The organism is Desulfosporosinus shakirovi (assembly GCF_020595055.1).
GTDB lineage: Bacteria > Bacillota > Desulfitobacteriia > Desulfitobacteriales > Desulfitobacteriaceae > Desulfosporosinus > Desulfosporosinus shakirovi.
Genome location: NZ_JAJDOO010000018.1, coordinates 81040 through 96129, shown reverse-complemented (window position 1 = coordinate 96129; position 15090 = coordinate 81040). Strand labels below are relative to the sequence as shown.

The following is a 15090-nucleotide window of genomic DNA, read 5'->3' as shown; positions in this document are numbered from 1 at the left end:
TAGGAGATAAAAAAACTCCTAGACTTTTAGTTTGAGGACTTTTAGTTTGATCAGTAATAGAAAAGTTTCGAAAAAAGTAAAGGATTACAAATTGGCATGTAATTTGTAAGATTAATTTCCACACATGATATGTCTAGGGGTGGAAATTAAGTTTTACAATCGAGGTAAAGCGATTAAGCTGATAAAGAGTTATTAATATATGTGACTCAGGCAGGAAATAGTTGTATAATACCCAATGTAGATAATGTGAAATGATTCTTTGCTCAGATGTTGAAATTTGGAGGGTGTCTATATATGACAAGTCCTTTATTCATTCTCGTGGGTACAGTTATTTTTTTGATTTACGGCGGACTTAATTTCTATATCGGCCTGCGAGGATGGCAGGCCTTGTTTAGTTATGTGCCATTCTTAAGTTCTAAAGTATATTGGCCCGTCTTTTTACTTCTTGCCTTCTCCTACTTGCTCAGTAGGTTTAGCGAGAAATATCTTCCGACGATGCTGTATGAAGGAATGACTATTGTAGGTGCTTACTGGCTAGCTTTCATGTTCTATTTTTTTTTGATTATCACATCAATTGACCTTTTGCGAATGTTTGACCGTTGGCTGCGTCTAGTACCGCTGGGAATAAAACAGAGCTTAAACCCCGCTTTGGGATTGACTGTTTTTATATTAGTTGTTGGTATTGTAAGCTACGGAGTCTGGAATGCCAGCCATCCCAAGATCAATCATTATGATTTGTCAATTGCTAAACAAGCTGGGCCCTTAAAACAGTTGCACGTTGTCATGGTTTCAGACATCCACCTAGGAACGATTGTTCATAACGATCAGTTGAAAAAACTAGTCAATCAGGTAAATGACTTAAAACCTGACCTGATTCTGTTTGCAGGGGATGTGTTTGATGAAGATATAGAATCAAAGAATAAACAGCAAATATCAGACACCTTTCGTATGCTAAGAGCATCTTACGGTGCTTTTGCAGTGCTGGGTAACCATGAATATATTGGTGGAAACGCCGACGAAGCTATCAAATATCTAAGTGAAGCAGGGGTTAAGGTATTGCGGGATACTTCCCAGGAGATCGCAGGAAGTTTCTATCTTATTGGGCGAGATGATTTGTCAGGGGCGCGGTTTAATGGCGCTAAAAGGCAAGACTTAGCAACAATAATGCAAGGGGTAAACCCTTCGCTTCCCATATTATTAATGGATCACCAACCCTCACATTTGGAGGAGCCCGTTGAACAAGGAGTGGATCTACAAGTATCTGGGCATACACACAATGGACAAATGTTTCCCATTCAGTTTATTACCCAGCGAGTTTTTGAACAGGACTGGGGGTATCTGCGCAAGGGGGATTTTCAACTCATTGTATCATCAGGGTACGGAACATGGGGTCCGCCCATTCGGATAGGTAATAATCCTGAGATTGTGGATATTACCATTACATTTAACCCGTAAATAGTGCAGGAGCAATATTCTCTCCTTACTATACTGGGGTTGTAGCCTTTATGTTTCAACTTAGATCTTTAATCAATTTCGAGACACCCACTTATTTAGGTGGGTGTTCCTTATTCTACTTCGGTGACGATAGTCTCTGGTGGAGAGTATCGCCGAAGCCGTGGTCCTAATAGGAATGCCTATCGGCGTTGGATAGAGTATCGCCGAGCGCCTTTCCCAATAGCGAAGGAGCGAGACTCCATCGAAGTCACTGTTCAGCTTTAGCTGAAGGAGTTCACTTGAGGAAAGGAAAAGTCTGAAAAATTGAGATACGAGCGTTAAATGTCAAACGAGTTGAGAAGTTTTATCAGATCAGTTAAGGAAAAAGGTTTTATTATACAATACTTGACTAACCCCTTCGTTTGTGATATTTTTACCTCTGTTTCGTCTATATATGCTAACAAAACAACGGGTAGGTCTGGGTATGAATTTGAGATTTTTGACAGAACCTCTATCCCTCCCATATCAGGCAGTTCTGAATCCAATAGAACAACTGATGGTATACATTTTTGGATTCTTTCAAGAGCTTCTAAACCGTTGGTAACTGCCTCGACTGAATATCCTTCTTCAGCTAGAACCTCGATTAATAGACGACGAATTCCATCATTGCCTTCAACAACTAATGCCTTTTTCAAATGCTGTTTCCCCCTCCGAAATACGATGAATACCAATTTGCGAGACTTGTTATCTATACAATTATGGTGCAAATTTTTAGTTGTTAAAAGTTACAAAAATCAATTTATGTTGTAAATGCTAAATTCGATGCTGATATGACATACAGTACTTTAATATAGAATTAATTCTAACACTTTACAGTACCAATGGTCAATATTTATAATACTAATAGACGCTTCAAGCCCCGTTCTATATACCCTATAGTGGAATCGAAAGGGGCTATAAAAATGGCATTTAAATATTTGGGTCATCGAATCAGAGAAGAGAGAACTAAGTATAGACTTACGCAGGAACAACTTGCAGAGATCGCGGAAGTTAATGAGTCATATATAGGTCAAGTAGAGCGGGGAGAGAAGAACCCTAGCCTAGAGACAGTAGTAAGTTTAGCAAAGTCTTTAGGGGTCACGGTCGATTACCTCCTTCAGGAAGAAGTAAACGTTAAACCCAACAGTTTAATAAATGAGCTAATATCCATAACTAAGGATAAAGATTCTGATGAGATTAGGCTGATGATAAACATCTGTAGAATGATCAGTCAGTACACAAACAAAATTACGAAGGAATAATACGCGCCTATAAATACTCAACCAAATGCTGGTGAGTCAATGAGATAATGGGAAGCTCTGGGAGAAGTGTGATTTTTCTGGAGCTTTTAGTTATGCAAAGTGCTCATTTATTATTCAAATCTAGCGTTGACGGATGGGGAAATTAATGGTAACATAAACTACAAGACAATGATACTGATTATCAATTGCAAATGTCTGCAGTTTGGAGTGAGAAAGATTGCCTTTGACGATGCTATCCCCAGGTAAAGAGGCTGTAGTTGAAGCATGCAGAGCTAAGGAAACGACGAAAAAGTTTCTGGAGGGTCTAGGGATCATTCCTGGAGTTTCGATATCGGTTATTTCCGAATTTAGTGGGAATTTGATTGTAGCAATTAAAGGGTCGAGATTGGCCTTGAATCGGGGAGTTGCGCAGCAGGTGATGGTTCAAGCATGATATTATGGAGGTGAGTCATTTGGAAAGGACTCTTAAAGAACTAAAGACGGGGGAAAAAGGGATAATTATCAAAGTCTTAGGTGAAAAAGGTGCAGTCAAAAAAAGATTAATGGATATGGGTATGACCAGTGGTGCAGAGGTGTTGGTCAGAAAGGTAGCCCCTTTAGGAGACCCTATTGAAGTAAACATTCGTGGGTATGAGCTAACGCTCAGGAAAACTGAAGCGCAAAACATTATTATAAAATAAAGGGTGCTCCGAGCTGTAAGGAGCGTTTTTTTAAAACACATACTGAGAATGGTTATCAATGACGGGGTGAGGTTTTGTGTCGTTGAAGTTTGCCTTGGTGGGAAATCCAAACTGCGGGAAAACCACCCTGTTTAACGAAATCACAGGCAGTACGCAGTATGTTGGAAACTGGCCGGGAGTAACTATAGAGAAAAGAGAAGGGAAAGCTAGGAAGATACCGGAAGATGTACTTATCATTGATCTGCCGGGAATCTATTCTTTATCCCCTTATTCAATGGAAGAAATTATTGCCAGAGACTACATCATCAATGAAATGCCGGATGTTGTGATTAATATTGTCGATGCTACGAACATAGAAAGAAATTTCTACTTGACAACCCAACTAATTGAGTTGGGAGTTAACGTTGTTGTTGCCATGAACATGATGGATGCGGTGGAAGCAAAGGGAGACGAAATTGATCTAAAAATCCTTGAAGAATCTCTCAAAGTCCCAGTCGTACCGATTACTGCCAGTAAAGGCAAGGGCGTTAAAGAACTCATGGAAAGATCTCTAAATGTAGCGCAAACAGCCGCTTCAGCAGCCAGCTCGCCACCGCTGCAGGAAATACATAACGAAAGCATAGTGGCAAGTATCGAAGAGATTGAAAACCGCATTATTCCCACGCTAGAGAGCAAGGTCCAAAACCCGAGCTGGACGTCGTTAATGTTATTAGAGGGCGATGAAAAGGTTCAGGATGCTTTGAAGGTGCCTGTCGCATCGTTGAATCAGATAAAGGTATATCAGGAAAATCTGGAAAAGAAGTTTGACATGGATATACAGACGATTGTTGCTGATAGCAGGTATCGCTTTACAACTGATGTGACACGTAAAGCTGTTAAGAAGAAAGCTCAAGCCTCCGACTTAACGATTTCCGATAAAATTGACAAAGTGGTAACTAATAGGGTTTTGGCAATCCCGTTGTTCTTAGCTATGATGTTTGGAATTTTCTCAATAACCTTTGGTACAGTCGGTTCCTCCACCATCGACTTTGTGGACGGATTGGTGAACGATACAATTGCGACGTTTGTCTTAAGTTTGCTTGAGGGAGCAGGAGCAGCTGTTTGGTTGCAGGATCTGATTGTAGGAGGGATTATTGGTGGGTTGGGCAGTATGCTGGTATTTGTTCCTCAAATAATGATATTGTTCTTCTTTCTAGCCATTCTTGAAGATACCGGGTATATGGCAAGAGCTGCGTTTGTTATGGATCGACTCCTTAGAAAACTAGGATTGAGCGGGAAGTCATTTATTCCTATGCTGATTGGTTTTGGGTGTACTGTTCCGGCGGTTATGAGTGCGAGAACCTTGGAAAATGAAAAGGATCGTCGATTAACGATAATGCTTGTTCCGTTTATGTCTTGTGGCGCTAGGCTTCCTGTTTATGCTCTGTATACAGCAGCTTTCTTTGCAAGCAATCAAACTATGGTAGTCTTCTCACTTTATCTATTGGGTATAGTAGTTGCAGTCTTATCAGGAGTTCTCCTCAAAAAAACCATTCTAAAAGGTGAGGTAGCCCCTTTTGTAATGGAATTGCCTCCATACAGAATTCCTACATTCAAAGGCTTAATGATTCATATGTGGGATCGCGGTAAAGGGTTTGTCAAAAAAGCAGGGACAATAATTTTTGCAGCAGCAGTGGTAATCTGGTTTCTACAATACTTTAACTTTTCGTTCCAAGCAGTATCTGAACCGGCTGACAGTATTCTTGGTGCTATAGGAAGGGCTATTGCTCCTGTCGTTGCCCCCCTTGGTTTTGGAGACTGGCAATCTGCGGTAGCCTTACTTACAGGTTTTATTGCCAAAGAAGCAGTTGTATCCACTATGGGTATCTTGCACGGAGTGGCAGAAGCAACTGAAAGCTCCACGGACTTGATAACTGCTCTTCAGACAGTGTTTACACCGTTAACAGCCTATGCCTTCATGGCCTTCTCACTGCTTTATCTTCCGTGCATGGCAGCTTTTGCAACGATTAAACGTGAGATGAATTCCTGGAAATGGACGTTGATTACGGTCGGATATTCAACAGGTATAGCTTGGCTAGTGGCGTTTCTTATCTTCCAAGGCGGAAAAATGATGGGTTTTAATTAATCAAAAGCGAAATGGGTGATTAAAAATGATTAATTGGATTATCGGCGGGATCATTGTTGGAGCGACTGCATTAATCATCATACGGTCAATTAGTCGCCTGAAAAAGGGAGAAAGCGGTTGCTGTGGTTGTACTCAAAGCAAGTGTAATTGTGCTGGGAAATAGAATAACAGAAAACAATGCGGACAGAGTGATAAACTATAATTTTTAGGAGGCGGTAATAATGAGTATCGTGCTAGTTGGTGGTCATGATAGAATGCATAGTGAATATATGGGTATATGCTCCAAGCGTGGACATGATGTAAAAGTCTATACCCAGATGCCTACTAAATTTGATAAGGTGATCGGATCGCCTGATGGAATTGTTTTATTCACATCGACAGTCTCTCATAAAATGATTCACACTGCAGTAAAAGAGGCAAAAAGAAAGAAAATCCCCGTATTCAGAAGTCATAGCAGCAGTGGTGCTTCGTTGGACAGACTGTTGGATGAACTTGAAGAGAAGATCGTTTAAGAATTAGGGGGTATAAGTTACTATAGACGATCTCTGGTGGAGGAAACGTCAATGTTTCAATACATTCAAAGACTCTTACGACCTCAACACTTCCACGATATTATTGAATGTCTGGCAGCTGCCCTGGAAGCGAAAGATTTGTACACTAGCGGTCATTCTTCCAGGGTAGGGGATATGTCTTATGATTTGGGGCGGGCTCTGGGTCTGACAGGGTCAGAATTAGAAAATATTCATATTGCGGCACATCTTCATGATATAGGTAAGATGGGTATTTCAGAGAACATTTTAAACAAAAGAGGCAGACTTCTTCCTCATGAATGGGCCCAAATACAAACACATCCTGAGATAGGTTATAAAATTTTAGCTAAATCAAAAGGGCTTAAGCAAATTGCTGAAATTGTTTTGCACCACCATGAACGATGGGATGGGAAAGGTTATCCTGACGGTTTACGTGAGAACAGAATCCCTTTGGGCTCAAGAATAATTGGAGTGGCAGATGCTATCGATGCAATCACCTCGATACGGCCTTATCGAAAGGCTTTGTCCTGGGAGGAATGCTGGGATGAGGTACTCTTAAACAAAGGCATACAATTCGATCCTGTTGCGGTCGAAGCTTCCGAGAGACTGTGGAAAAAATGGAGAGATACATGCCTAGAGTTACATAAGGATGAAGTAGAGGTAAAGATTAACGTCGTTTAGTTTTAAACCTTGGAGATTTTTAATCAGAGAGTAATATTGGATGTGCGTTGCTCAGATTTGTGAATTAAGTTGTGTATATAGTTTGAAGAGATATTTTTAGCTATACTTGAACTATAATGAAATTACTGAGGGAAGGGGACGTTATTAACGTCCCCTTCCCTCAGTAATTTCGTAACTTTGTTTATCAATTCCGAGAGGGGCCGTAACGTTTTTTCAAGGTGGTGCGTTATCCCAAAATAGAGGACTGTACACCTTTGAAGTGGTGAACAGTCCTCCAATATATCAGGGGATTACAAATAGAGTGGGGGTGTAATAAAATGGAAAACAAGTTTCGTTACATCCCCTTCCTATTCTACTTCCAGTACGATAGTCTCCGCCGGAGACTATCGTACTGGAGACTTGCGTCACTGAAGTGAACTCATTTAGCTTTAGCTTTAATGAGTTCGCTTCGCTTGTTGTTTACTTGAGTGCTTCTCCGATGGCCTGACCAAATTCTTGACACTTAATAAGAGCACCATCATCTGGGCTCCAAGTGACTCTCAGTCCTTCGTTTAGCAACTCAAACTTGGCGTGTTCTAATTCTGTTGAAATAAGCTTAGTATTTTCCCCACTCCAACCATAACTGCCAAAAGCAGCACCTTTTTTGTTTTTAAATGCCAATCCTTTAATCATTTCAAGAATTCCAGCGACGGCGAATGACACGCCTTTGTTAATGGTCGGTGAACCAACAAGGATCGCCTTGGATTTAAAGACTTCTGTAATAATATCATTTTTATCGGCATGAGTGGAATTACAATTAAACAGTTTAACCGTAACCTCTTTATCACTGAGTTTGATCCCAGTGGCTATTTGTTCGGCCATTTTCTTGGTACTGTTCCACATAGTATCATAGATGATTGATATTTGATTTTCTTGGTAATCCTTAGCCCATGCCATATATTTATCGACAATTTGCAAGGGATTATCACGCCAAATGAGGCCATGACTTGGGCAGATCATGTCAACAGGCAGGTTAAAGCTTAAGATTTCTGTAATTTTATTCTCAACGAATTTACTGAAGGGAGTTAAAATGTTGGCATAATATTTTAGGGCTTCATGATATAATTCTGCTTGATCGACTAAGTCGTTAAACATGTGTTCAGACGCTAAATGTTGACCAAAACCGTCATTACTGAAAAGAATATTATCTCCGGTTAAGTAAGTGAACATAGTATCTGGCCAATGGAGCATTCTTGCTTCAATGAAAATAAACTCTTTTGAACCGAGGCTGAGTTTATCCCCTGTTTTGATGGGTACGAAATTCCAATCTTGATGGTATTGACCTTTTAAGGATTTCATAGCATTGGCGGTGCAATAAATGGGGGTATTAGGTATTTCCCGCATTAATGCTGGCAAGGCCCCACTGTGATCAGGTTCACCATGATTAGCAATGATATAATCAATCTTATTTAAATCGATTTCTTTTTTTAAATTAGTGACAAATTCTTTGGCGAAGGGTGTCCAAATACAATCGATTAAGGCTGTTTTTTCGTCCTGAATAAGGTAAGAATTATAGCTGGAACCACGATTTGTAGAGAGTTCATCACCGTGAAATTTTTTCAATTCCCAATCGATTTTACCCACCCATTTTACACTCTTATTAACTTCAAAACTCATACTGCGACCTCCTTAGTTTTATTTTTACTATCAGCTTAAAAGTTTCTTTACTTAATTGAAATGTTAAATATAATACGGTTACAATCATCCTGTTTTGATTGATAGAGGGCGATATCTGCGGATTAAGGTATTCATCCCTAGTAAATGACCGTAAATCTAATTATACTCTTTCAAGAAATCAATGTCACATAATATAAGTGCTATGGGTTTTCATGATTGTGTGTAACTTTAGTTTTCTAATTGAGAACTCTCTCTGTTAACAAAATGTTTGCAACGGCGAAAATATGCAAGAACCGAATGTCAGGTGAATAAGCAGCACCCACTTGAATTTCTACCGCACGAAGTCGATAAACATTCTCCCATAAACTTGTTTGCCAAAAAGACGCGCTATTAGAACTGAACTGAGAAGGGCTATTACTTATAATTATAACCTTTCTTCTCCCTTGTCTAAAAATCCTGCTGCAGGAAAGAAAAATATTCATAATGTAAAATAGAGTACAATAATCCAGAAGGAGAATATCCTGATTATTTATAGTATTTAGAATTATAAATTATATTTTTATAGAAGGAATTTAACATGAGGTCTTGAATTGACCACTTCAGAAAAGCTTGTTATGATAAAAAGACCTATTTTTGTTAAAGAGGGTAGATAATGCATAGATTCTATGATTACCTACCCTTTGGAGTTAGTTATACTAAATTTAAAGAGTTATTTTGCTACTTCAGGTAACTGTTTCTTAATCAATTCGATAAATGTAGGATTTTTTATTTCGATCGGTTTAGTTGCTGGGTCGTCTTGAAGATCTTCATATTTCATAGCACCAAAACTATGGTCTCTTGTGAAGTGTCCACGTTCATCGGTTGGATTCTTCCACATTAGCTTATCTAAATCGAAGGTTTTTCCGGCATGACATTTGACGCAGTTATCTGTTGGATTGTCTGTCGGAAGGAGAGAACCGTTAGTGTTTGCTTTATGAGTTGTATGGCAAGTCAGACATTGATTCAATTGTGAGCTCTGAGCATGTTTACTGGCGAAGTAATTACGGGTACCATAGTGGGTGTTTGCAGTATAGTTACCTTGATCATCTTTAGATGGGTTGCTTTCATGACAGGTATTGCATGATGTTTTAGCAACTTCAGGGCTCATTGTTCCCTTCTTATCGGTAGCACTTACGTGATTTCCACCCGGTCCATGACAAGATTCGCAGGATACACCATAGGAAGGGGATCCGGTTTCAATACCAGGAGCATGGCACGCTCCACAAGTAAAGCTTTCCGCAGTCCAATCGTTCTTGCCATCATTATCTATATCGGCTTGCTTTGGAGATTCAACTGACCATTTATCATTTGTTTTCTTAAGGGCTCCGACACGATAGTATTGTTGTGTGAATCCAGCTTCTTTAGGGATCTCAGCAATAATATAATCGTTCATCATTACACCGAAGATTTTTGCCTTCGATAAATCAAGTGTAGTCGATGTTGGCTTGTCTTTATTAGCCGCATCAAAAATTGTAACTTCACCTAAAGGCTTGTCCAGAGGAAAATCGGCCAGAGGTTTAAAGGCATCGTAGTGTTTGGTATGAATCGTACTATCATATGTCTCAGTGTGGCAGGCTTTACATGAATTGTCTCCTACATAAGATACCTTCGGTGTTTCAGTTAACTGAGGACCGGTTGGCTGAGGAGCAGGGGTATCATCTGCCTTGTTGCATCCCATGGCCAGTACCGCCATAAATGTAAGGGAAATAATCGAGGCGATGAAAGGTTTTTTCCAGTTCATTGAGTCGTTCCTCCTTTAATCTTGAAATCCAAATACTGATGTTATTGTTTTGACCATATTGATCAGGATGACAGAAATTTTGCTTAAACATTATGACCTTAGTTTGCTTAAAACTTAAGCAGAAAATGCTAAATTTTTAAAAGAATAAATATGAAATTAATGGAAATTTATTAACGGTATACCAAATATATTGTGCTCGCACATTGGCCGCGTTAGGAATATAGGATAAATTCATAATTGTTAATACACAATATACCCTCAACCAAAAATTGCATTGCTTCAGATAAATTTTTGGTTCAGTAATTTATGCAGAACATTTCACTTAAGATACTAACTTTTCGTTTTTTTCAATTAATTAGACTTAAAAATAAAGGTTTTTTGATATTAGACGCGAATTACTTTCAATAAAATCAAATAACTTGCCATGCAAGGGTGGAGTCGAAAGAGGTGAATTTGCATGCGTTCGCTTAAACAGCAAATTCTCATATTGTTGTTGGGTTCGCTAGTTTTACTGGCCACTAGCTTCCTCGTGGTCCTTGGGTTATACATGAAAGATCGGGCTATAGTCGCAGCTATTATTAAAGTAAAAGCAGATTTGGCAACATGTGAGGAAATTATTAATAAGACGTATCCTGGCCCGTGGTCAGAGCAAGAAGGAAACCTATATAAGGGGAATGCTAAAATCAGTCTTAATAATGACTTAGTTGACCATTTGTCCAGTCTAACGGGGGATACTGTAACCCTATTTCTGGGAGATACCCGAGTTGCTACCACGATACGCGGTTCCAATGGCGAAAGGGCAATCGGTACCAAGGTTTCCGATAATGTCATTCAGACAGTACTGAAAGATGGTCAGACTTATGTAGGAGCAGCCAATGTAGTTGGATCGTGGCATCAAACGGGTTATGTTCCATTGCGTGCCGAAAACGGTAAGATTATTGGGATTTTTTACGCCGGTATTTCCCATGCCTATGAACAGGAAATAATTACTCGGTCTTTGATCACAATGGCCGAACTGGGATTAGGCCTAACGGTCCTGATAGCTCTTCTTACATGGTTTTTCCTTAAGAAAGTTATCATTTCTCCTTTGCACAATATCATGTTAGGAACACGGGACGTAGCAACCGGAGACCTTACTGAAAAGGTAAAAATTTCTGGAGCAAAGGAAATCGGAGAGCTCGAGGATGCTTTTAACCAAATGGTAGAACAGATCCAATCGCTTACAGAGGAAATTAATCGAGTGACCAGCAACAATCCAGTGAATGGAACCGAAGTTAAACAGACGTTTACACCTGGGTATATGCCAATGCCAAGCTTAAATCTCGTAGGGAATATTGGAGAAGCGGAGTTGCCTAAGGGTTTACATCAAGCTACTCTTGGTCAAATAGTTCAATTTTTACAGGCAAATCGCCGTCCTCTCTCTGCAGAAGAAGTTGCGGAAGGGGTGAAATTAACTAGGGTCACTGTACGCCGCTACCTTGAATTTTTAGAACATAGCGGGGCATTAAAATCAGAACAGAAATATGGGACAGTTGGCCGTCCCGTCAAGCTATTTATACCGCTGTAAATAAACGTTTCCTAATGGGGGCCGTTTTTTATCGCAATACTCTTTTGCTTTTTTCTAAGACTCTACTTTTTATAAGGTAGAGTTTTTTGCACTAGTCAGAAAGTGTAACTTTACGTTACATATTTTCTGGAAGGTCCCTTCTCGCCATCACGACACCTTGCCATCCACGGCGGTGTTACTAACCTCGAACATCCTTGTTCGAGTCATGGCTACAGGGACACTCGGCCATCCATGCCCAGCGCTAACCCAGTTTTCCATTATTCTTCAGTGGTTTGGTTTCTTCGCAGTGAAGTTTCCTTTCGGGATAAAATGGCTTTTGACGAAATTAGTCCTTTGGAGGAAGAGTTAGTCTTAAGGGCCGAAGGCTTAAGTCTGAGAAGTCCCGGTGTTCAGACTTAGAAGAACCTTCACTGTTTTCCTAATTAACTAAATTTTCTTTATAAACAAAACCTTTATTTAATGTCCATAAACACGACAGGCAGTGAGAATAAGGCTAAACTAATCATATAAACATAATCTACATTCAGGCGTGGGGTTTTCCTTACCAGGAATATACCAGATCCTTCTTGTCGTGTTAAAGCGGTGACTAAACCATCCATGGCGGAAGGGAAATGTTATTCTGGAGCTTAGTGCCATTTATTTCACCGCTCATTTTAGCGGAGGTATCAGTGGCAGTTAGCTATCGGATAAACCATTGCCAACCATCAGATCATTGCTGAATATGCAGAGTAAAAGATTAAAGAGAGGTGAAAAACGGAAGCAACAATGTTTTTAATAAAGGAGGATTTTCATGTGTGATTCTGCTTCGCCCAACCAGTTTGCCCAAAAGCTTGATAGCTATATTGACAGTCTGACCCACAAGAAGGAAAACCTAATTGGGGTCTTGCATTATGCTCAAGAAATATATGGATATCTACCCGATAATGTACAGTGGCATATCGCTCAAAGACTGGATATACCTTCCGCTGCAGTCTACGGTGTAGTAAGCTTTTACTCATTTTTCACTATGATACCCAGGGGAGAACACGTTGTTAATGTTTGTACAGGTACTGCCTGTTTCGTGCGAGGAGCTGAAAAATTAAAAGAAGAACTTGAAAATCAGCTTAAAATTAAAGCAGGTGAAACTACTCCGGACAATCTCTTTACCTTAGAAACACTGCGTTGCGTAGGAGCCTGCGGCCTCGCCCCCGTCATGATTGTCGATGGCGAAGTGCATGGACGCATGCATGAAGCACAAGACATTAATGAGGTTTTAGCAAAGTACCGCCCAGAGAGCTAAGCGCAATTTCGATTATTATAGTTGGAAAGCCTAAAATAGTTAAAAAGTGACAGAAGGAACGTTCTGCCCACAAGACTGTATAAAATATTCGTAATTTCAAATCAGGAACATGGAGTCTCTACCAAAGAAGCGTCACCGAAGGAAGGGAAATGCCATATGAAACTCAAAAATACCGATGCCTTGAATGAATTACAAGCCCAAAGTCTCAAACTCCTTGAATCACGGCGAGCTATCGACTCTGTCGGCACTAAAAACGCCCAAGGATTAGTAAGGCACGTTATGGTCTGTGGAGGACCCGGTTGCCACTCCTCAGGCAGTCCTAGAATCGCCGAACGTCTCGAAGAGGAACTAAACAGACGGGGATTGACTGAACAGATAAAAGTCTTTCAACCAGGTTGTTTTGGTTTTTGTGAAAAGGGACCGATGATGGAAATCTTCCCCGATAACGTAACTTATTGTGAAGTTTCGGAAGAAGACGTTACAACCATCGTCGAAGAACACTTCATACAAGGTAATCTGGTGGAACACCTTGTTTTTATGGATCCGAATACCAAAGAACGTTTTGCTACGAACATTCCTTTTTACGATGGACAACTCCGCATTGCCTTGCGTAACGTCGGTTATATCGCCCCAGAAAACATTCTTGAGTATATTGCTGCCGACGGCTATCAAGCCTTAGCAAAAGTTCTTTTCACAATGAAGCCTTTTGAAGTTATTGATGTACTTAAGCAAAGCGGACTGCGGGGACGTGGCGGCGCAGGTTTTCCAACGGGTACTAAATGGGAATTCACGCGCAAGAGCGAAGCTGATCAACGATATATCATTTGCAATGCCGACGAAGGGGATCCGGGTGCTTTTATGGATCGCTCTGTCTTGGAAGGGGATCCGCATAGCGTTTTGGAGGCTATGCTTATCGCAGGCTCCGCAATTGGAGCTTCCGAAGGATTCATATACGTTCGGGCAGAATACCCGGCTGCGATTCATCGTTTAAAAATTGCCATTGCCCAAGCCCGAGAATACGGCTTACTTGGAAAGGGAATTTTGGGCAGCGATTTTTGCTTTGACATTGAACTAAAACTCGGTGCCGGAGCCTTTGTCTGTGGTGAAGAAACAGCATTAATCCATTCCATCGAAGGGGCCCGAGGGGAGCCTTCTGTCAAACCTCCTTTCCCGGCCCAGAAGGGTTTGTGGGGTAAACCAACCTGTGTTAACAATGTGGAAACCTTGGCCAATATTCCTCCCATTATTTTAAAGGGAGCCGAGTGGTTTTCGGCAATAGGCACAGAAAAAAGTAAAGGTACGAAGGTATTTGCCTTAGCGGGTAAAGTGAATAATGTAGGACTTGTGGAAGTCCCCATGGGGACCACACTCCGTCAAATTATTTTTGATATCGGCGGAGGGATTAAGCAACGTAAAACGTTTAAAGCCGCCCAAACCGGAGGCCCTTCCGGCGGATGTATTCCGACTAAGTATTTGGATTCGCCTATTGATTATGAATCCTTAACCGCTATCGGCTCTATGATGGGCTCCGGAGGGCTCATTGTCTTAGATGAAGATGATTGCATGGTCAATATCGCTAAGTTTTTTCAAGAATTTACAATGGATGAATCCTGTGGCCGTTGCACGGCTTGCAGAGTCGGGACCAAACGTCTTTATGAAATCCTGACCAAGATCACGGAAGGAAAAGCCACGTTAGAGGATTTAGATAATTTAGAGAAACTGTGTCATATCATTAAGGACACTGCTCTTTGCGGATTAGGGCAAAGTGCACCCAATCCTATTCTTTCGACCTTAAAGTATTTCCGCGAAGAATATATTGCTCATGTTGTCGACAAAACCTGTCCAGCGGGCGTTTGTACACACTTACTAAAATACGAAATTACAGATAAATGCGTGGGTTGTACCCTGTGCGTTAAAAAATGTCCAATGCATTGTATCACTGGGACAGTCAAGAAGCGCCATGTCATCGACCAAGAACGTTGCCTAAAATGTGGGGCATGTATGGACCAATGCCGCGTCGTCGGTGCCATTATTCGCCATTAAGTTATCCCTGAAGG

At 40.6% G+C, this 15090-nt stretch carries 14 protein-coding genes; 11 read left to right on the top strand and 3 right to left on the bottom strand.

Going from position 1 to position 15090, the window contains the following annotated elements; all coding sequences use genetic code 11:
- Positions 1 to 294: 294 nt before the first annotated feature.
- The gene (locus tag LJE72_RS15880) at positions 295 to 1455 is read left to right on the top strand and encodes a metallophosphoesterase (protein ID WP_229248755.1); all 1161 of its coding nucleotides are present in this window, start codon (positions 295 to 297) and stop codon (positions 1453 to 1455) included.
- A gap of 317 nt (positions 1456 to 1772) precedes the next feature.
- Here the strand turns inward: LJE72_RS15880 and LJE72_RS15875 are convergent, their stop codons facing one another.
- A complete protein-coding gene (locus tag LJE72_RS15875) occupies positions 1773 to 2129 on the bottom strand; it encodes a response regulator (protein WP_229248754.1) in 357 nt (118 codons plus the stop codon).
- A 267-nt stretch (positions 2130 to 2396) separates the two neighbouring features.
- Between LJE72_RS15875 and LJE72_RS15870 the strand changes: the two genes are divergently transcribed.
- The 7 genes from LJE72_RS15870 (at position 2397) to LJE72_RS15840 (ending at position 6751) form a co-directional block, all read left to right on the top strand.
- Complete coding sequence (locus LJE72_RS15870; protein WP_229248753.1) at positions 2397 to 2735, top strand: helix-turn-helix domain-containing protein; 339 nt, start codon at positions 2397 to 2399, stop codon at positions 2733 to 2735.
- 217 nt (positions 2736 to 2952) lie between these two features.
- The gene (locus LJE72_RS15865) at positions 2953 to 3168 is read left to right on the top strand and encodes a FeoA family protein (RefSeq protein ID WP_229248752.1); all 216 of its coding nucleotides are present in this window, start codon (positions 2953 to 2955) and stop codon (positions 3166 to 3168) included.
- 4 nt (positions 3169 to 3172) lie between these two features.
- Positions 3173 to 3415 carry a FeoA domain-containing protein gene (locus LJE72_RS15860; protein ID WP_396391240.1) on the top strand — a complete coding sequence of 81 codons (243 nt, stop codon included), beginning with the start codon at positions 3173 to 3175 and terminating at the stop codon, positions 3413 to 3415.
- 76 nt (positions 3416 to 3491) lie between these two features.
- On the top strand, positions 3492 to 5540 hold the full coding sequence (gene feoB, locus LJE72_RS15855; protein WP_229248748.1) for a ferrous iron transport protein B: 2049 nt from the start codon (positions 3492 to 3494) through the stop codon (positions 5538 to 5540).
- Between the two features lie 25 nt (positions 5541 to 5565).
- Entirely contained in the window at positions 5566 to 5703 is a 138-nt protein-coding gene (locus LJE72_RS15850) for a FeoB-associated Cys-rich membrane protein (RefSeq protein ID WP_229248746.1), read from the top strand.
- A gap of 58 nt (positions 5704 to 5761) precedes the next feature.
- Positions 5762 to 6052, top strand: coding sequence for a DUF2325 domain-containing protein (locus LJE72_RS15845; RefSeq protein ID WP_073029774.1), 291 nt, complete (start codon positions 5762 to 5764; stop codon positions 6050 to 6052).
- Positions 6053 to 6103: 51 nt separating this feature from the next.
- Complete coding sequence (locus tag LJE72_RS15840) at positions 6104 to 6751, top strand: HD-GYP domain-containing protein (RefSeq protein WP_229248745.1); 648 nt, start codon at positions 6104 to 6106, stop codon at positions 6749 to 6751.
- Between the two features lie 459 nt (positions 6752 to 7210).
- Here LJE72_RS15840 and LJE72_RS15835 read toward each other — a convergent pair whose 3' ends face one another.
- Positions 7211 to 8407, bottom strand: a complete 1197-nt coding sequence (locus LJE72_RS15835) for an anaerobic nitric oxide reductase flavorubredoxin (RefSeq protein WP_229248744.1) — start codon at positions 8405 to 8407, stop codon at positions 7211 to 7213.
- A gap of 709 nt (positions 8408 to 9116) precedes the next feature.
- Positions 9117 to 10187: a cytochrome c3 family protein gene (locus LJE72_RS15830; protein ID WP_229248743.1), complete on the bottom strand. Its 1071-nt coding sequence runs from the start codon at positions 10185 to 10187 to the stop codon at positions 9117 to 9119.
- 457 nt (positions 10188 to 10644) lie between these two features.
- On the opposite strand from LJE72_RS15830, the gene LJE72_RS15825 reads away from it, so the two are divergent.
- The 3 genes from LJE72_RS15825 to LJE72_RS15815 all read left to right on the top strand — a co-directional run bounded on the left by LJE72_RS15825 (position 10645) and on the right by LJE72_RS15815 (position 15076).
- A complete protein-coding gene (locus LJE72_RS15825; protein WP_229248742.1) occupies positions 10645 to 11754 on the top strand; it encodes a cache domain-containing protein in 1110 nt (369 codons plus the stop codon).
- A gap of 790 nt (positions 11755 to 12544) precedes the next feature.
- Positions 12545 to 13033: an NADH-quinone oxidoreductase subunit NuoE family protein gene (locus LJE72_RS15820; protein ID WP_229248741.1), complete on the top strand. Its 489-nt coding sequence runs from the start codon at positions 12545 to 12547 to the stop codon at positions 13031 to 13033.
- A 156-nt stretch (positions 13034 to 13189) separates the two neighbouring features.
- Positions 13190 to 15076 (top strand): NADH-quinone oxidoreductase subunit NuoF, encoded by a 1887-nt coding sequence (locus LJE72_RS15815; protein WP_229248740.1) that lies wholly within the window; start codon positions 13190 to 13192, stop codon positions 15074 to 15076.
- Positions 15077 to 15090 lie beyond the last annotated feature (14 nt).

Bases quoted from the DNA above. Each gene is read 5' to 3' on its own strand.
- LJE72_RS15845 (WP_073029774.1), top strand. From the start codon at position 5,762: ATGAGTATCGTGCTAGTTGGTGGTCATGATAGAATGCATAGTGAATAT.
- LJE72_RS15860 (WP_396391240.1), top strand. From the start codon at position 3,173: ATGGAGGTGAGTCATTTGGAAAGGACTCTTAAAGAACTAAAGACGGGG.
- LJE72_RS15830 (WP_229248743.1), bottom strand. From the start codon at position 10,187: ATGAACTGGAAAAAACCTTTCATCGCCTCGATTATTTCCCTTACATTT.
- LJE72_RS15815 (WP_229248740.1), top strand. From the start codon at position 13,190: ATGAAACTCAAAAATACCGATGCCTTGAATGAATTACAAGCCCAAAGT.
- LJE72_RS15825 (WP_229248742.1), top strand. From the start codon at position 10,645: ATGCGTTCGCTTAAACAGCAAATTCTCATATTGTTGTTGGGTTCGCTA.
- LJE72_RS15870 (WP_229248753.1), top strand. From the start codon at position 2,397: ATGGCATTTAAATATTTGGGTCATCGAATCAGAGAAGAGAGAACTAAG.
- LJE72_RS15820 (WP_229248741.1), top strand. From the start codon at position 12,545: ATGTGTGATTCTGCTTCGCCCAACCAGTTTGCCCAAAAGCTTGATAGC.
- LJE72_RS15880 (WP_229248755.1), top strand. From the start codon at position 295: ATGACAAGTCCTTTATTCATTCTCGTGGGTACAGTTATTTTTTTGATT.
- LJE72_RS15850 (WP_229248746.1), top strand. From the start codon at position 5,566: ATGATTAATTGGATTATCGGCGGGATCATTGTTGGAGCGACTGCATTA.
- LJE72_RS15840 (WP_229248745.1), top strand. From the start codon at position 6,104: ATGTTTCAATACATTCAAAGACTCTTACGACCTCAACACTTCCACGAT.
- LJE72_RS15835 (WP_229248744.1), bottom strand. From the start codon at position 8,407: ATGAGTTTTGAAGTTAATAAGAGTGTAAAATGGGTGGGTAAAATCGAT.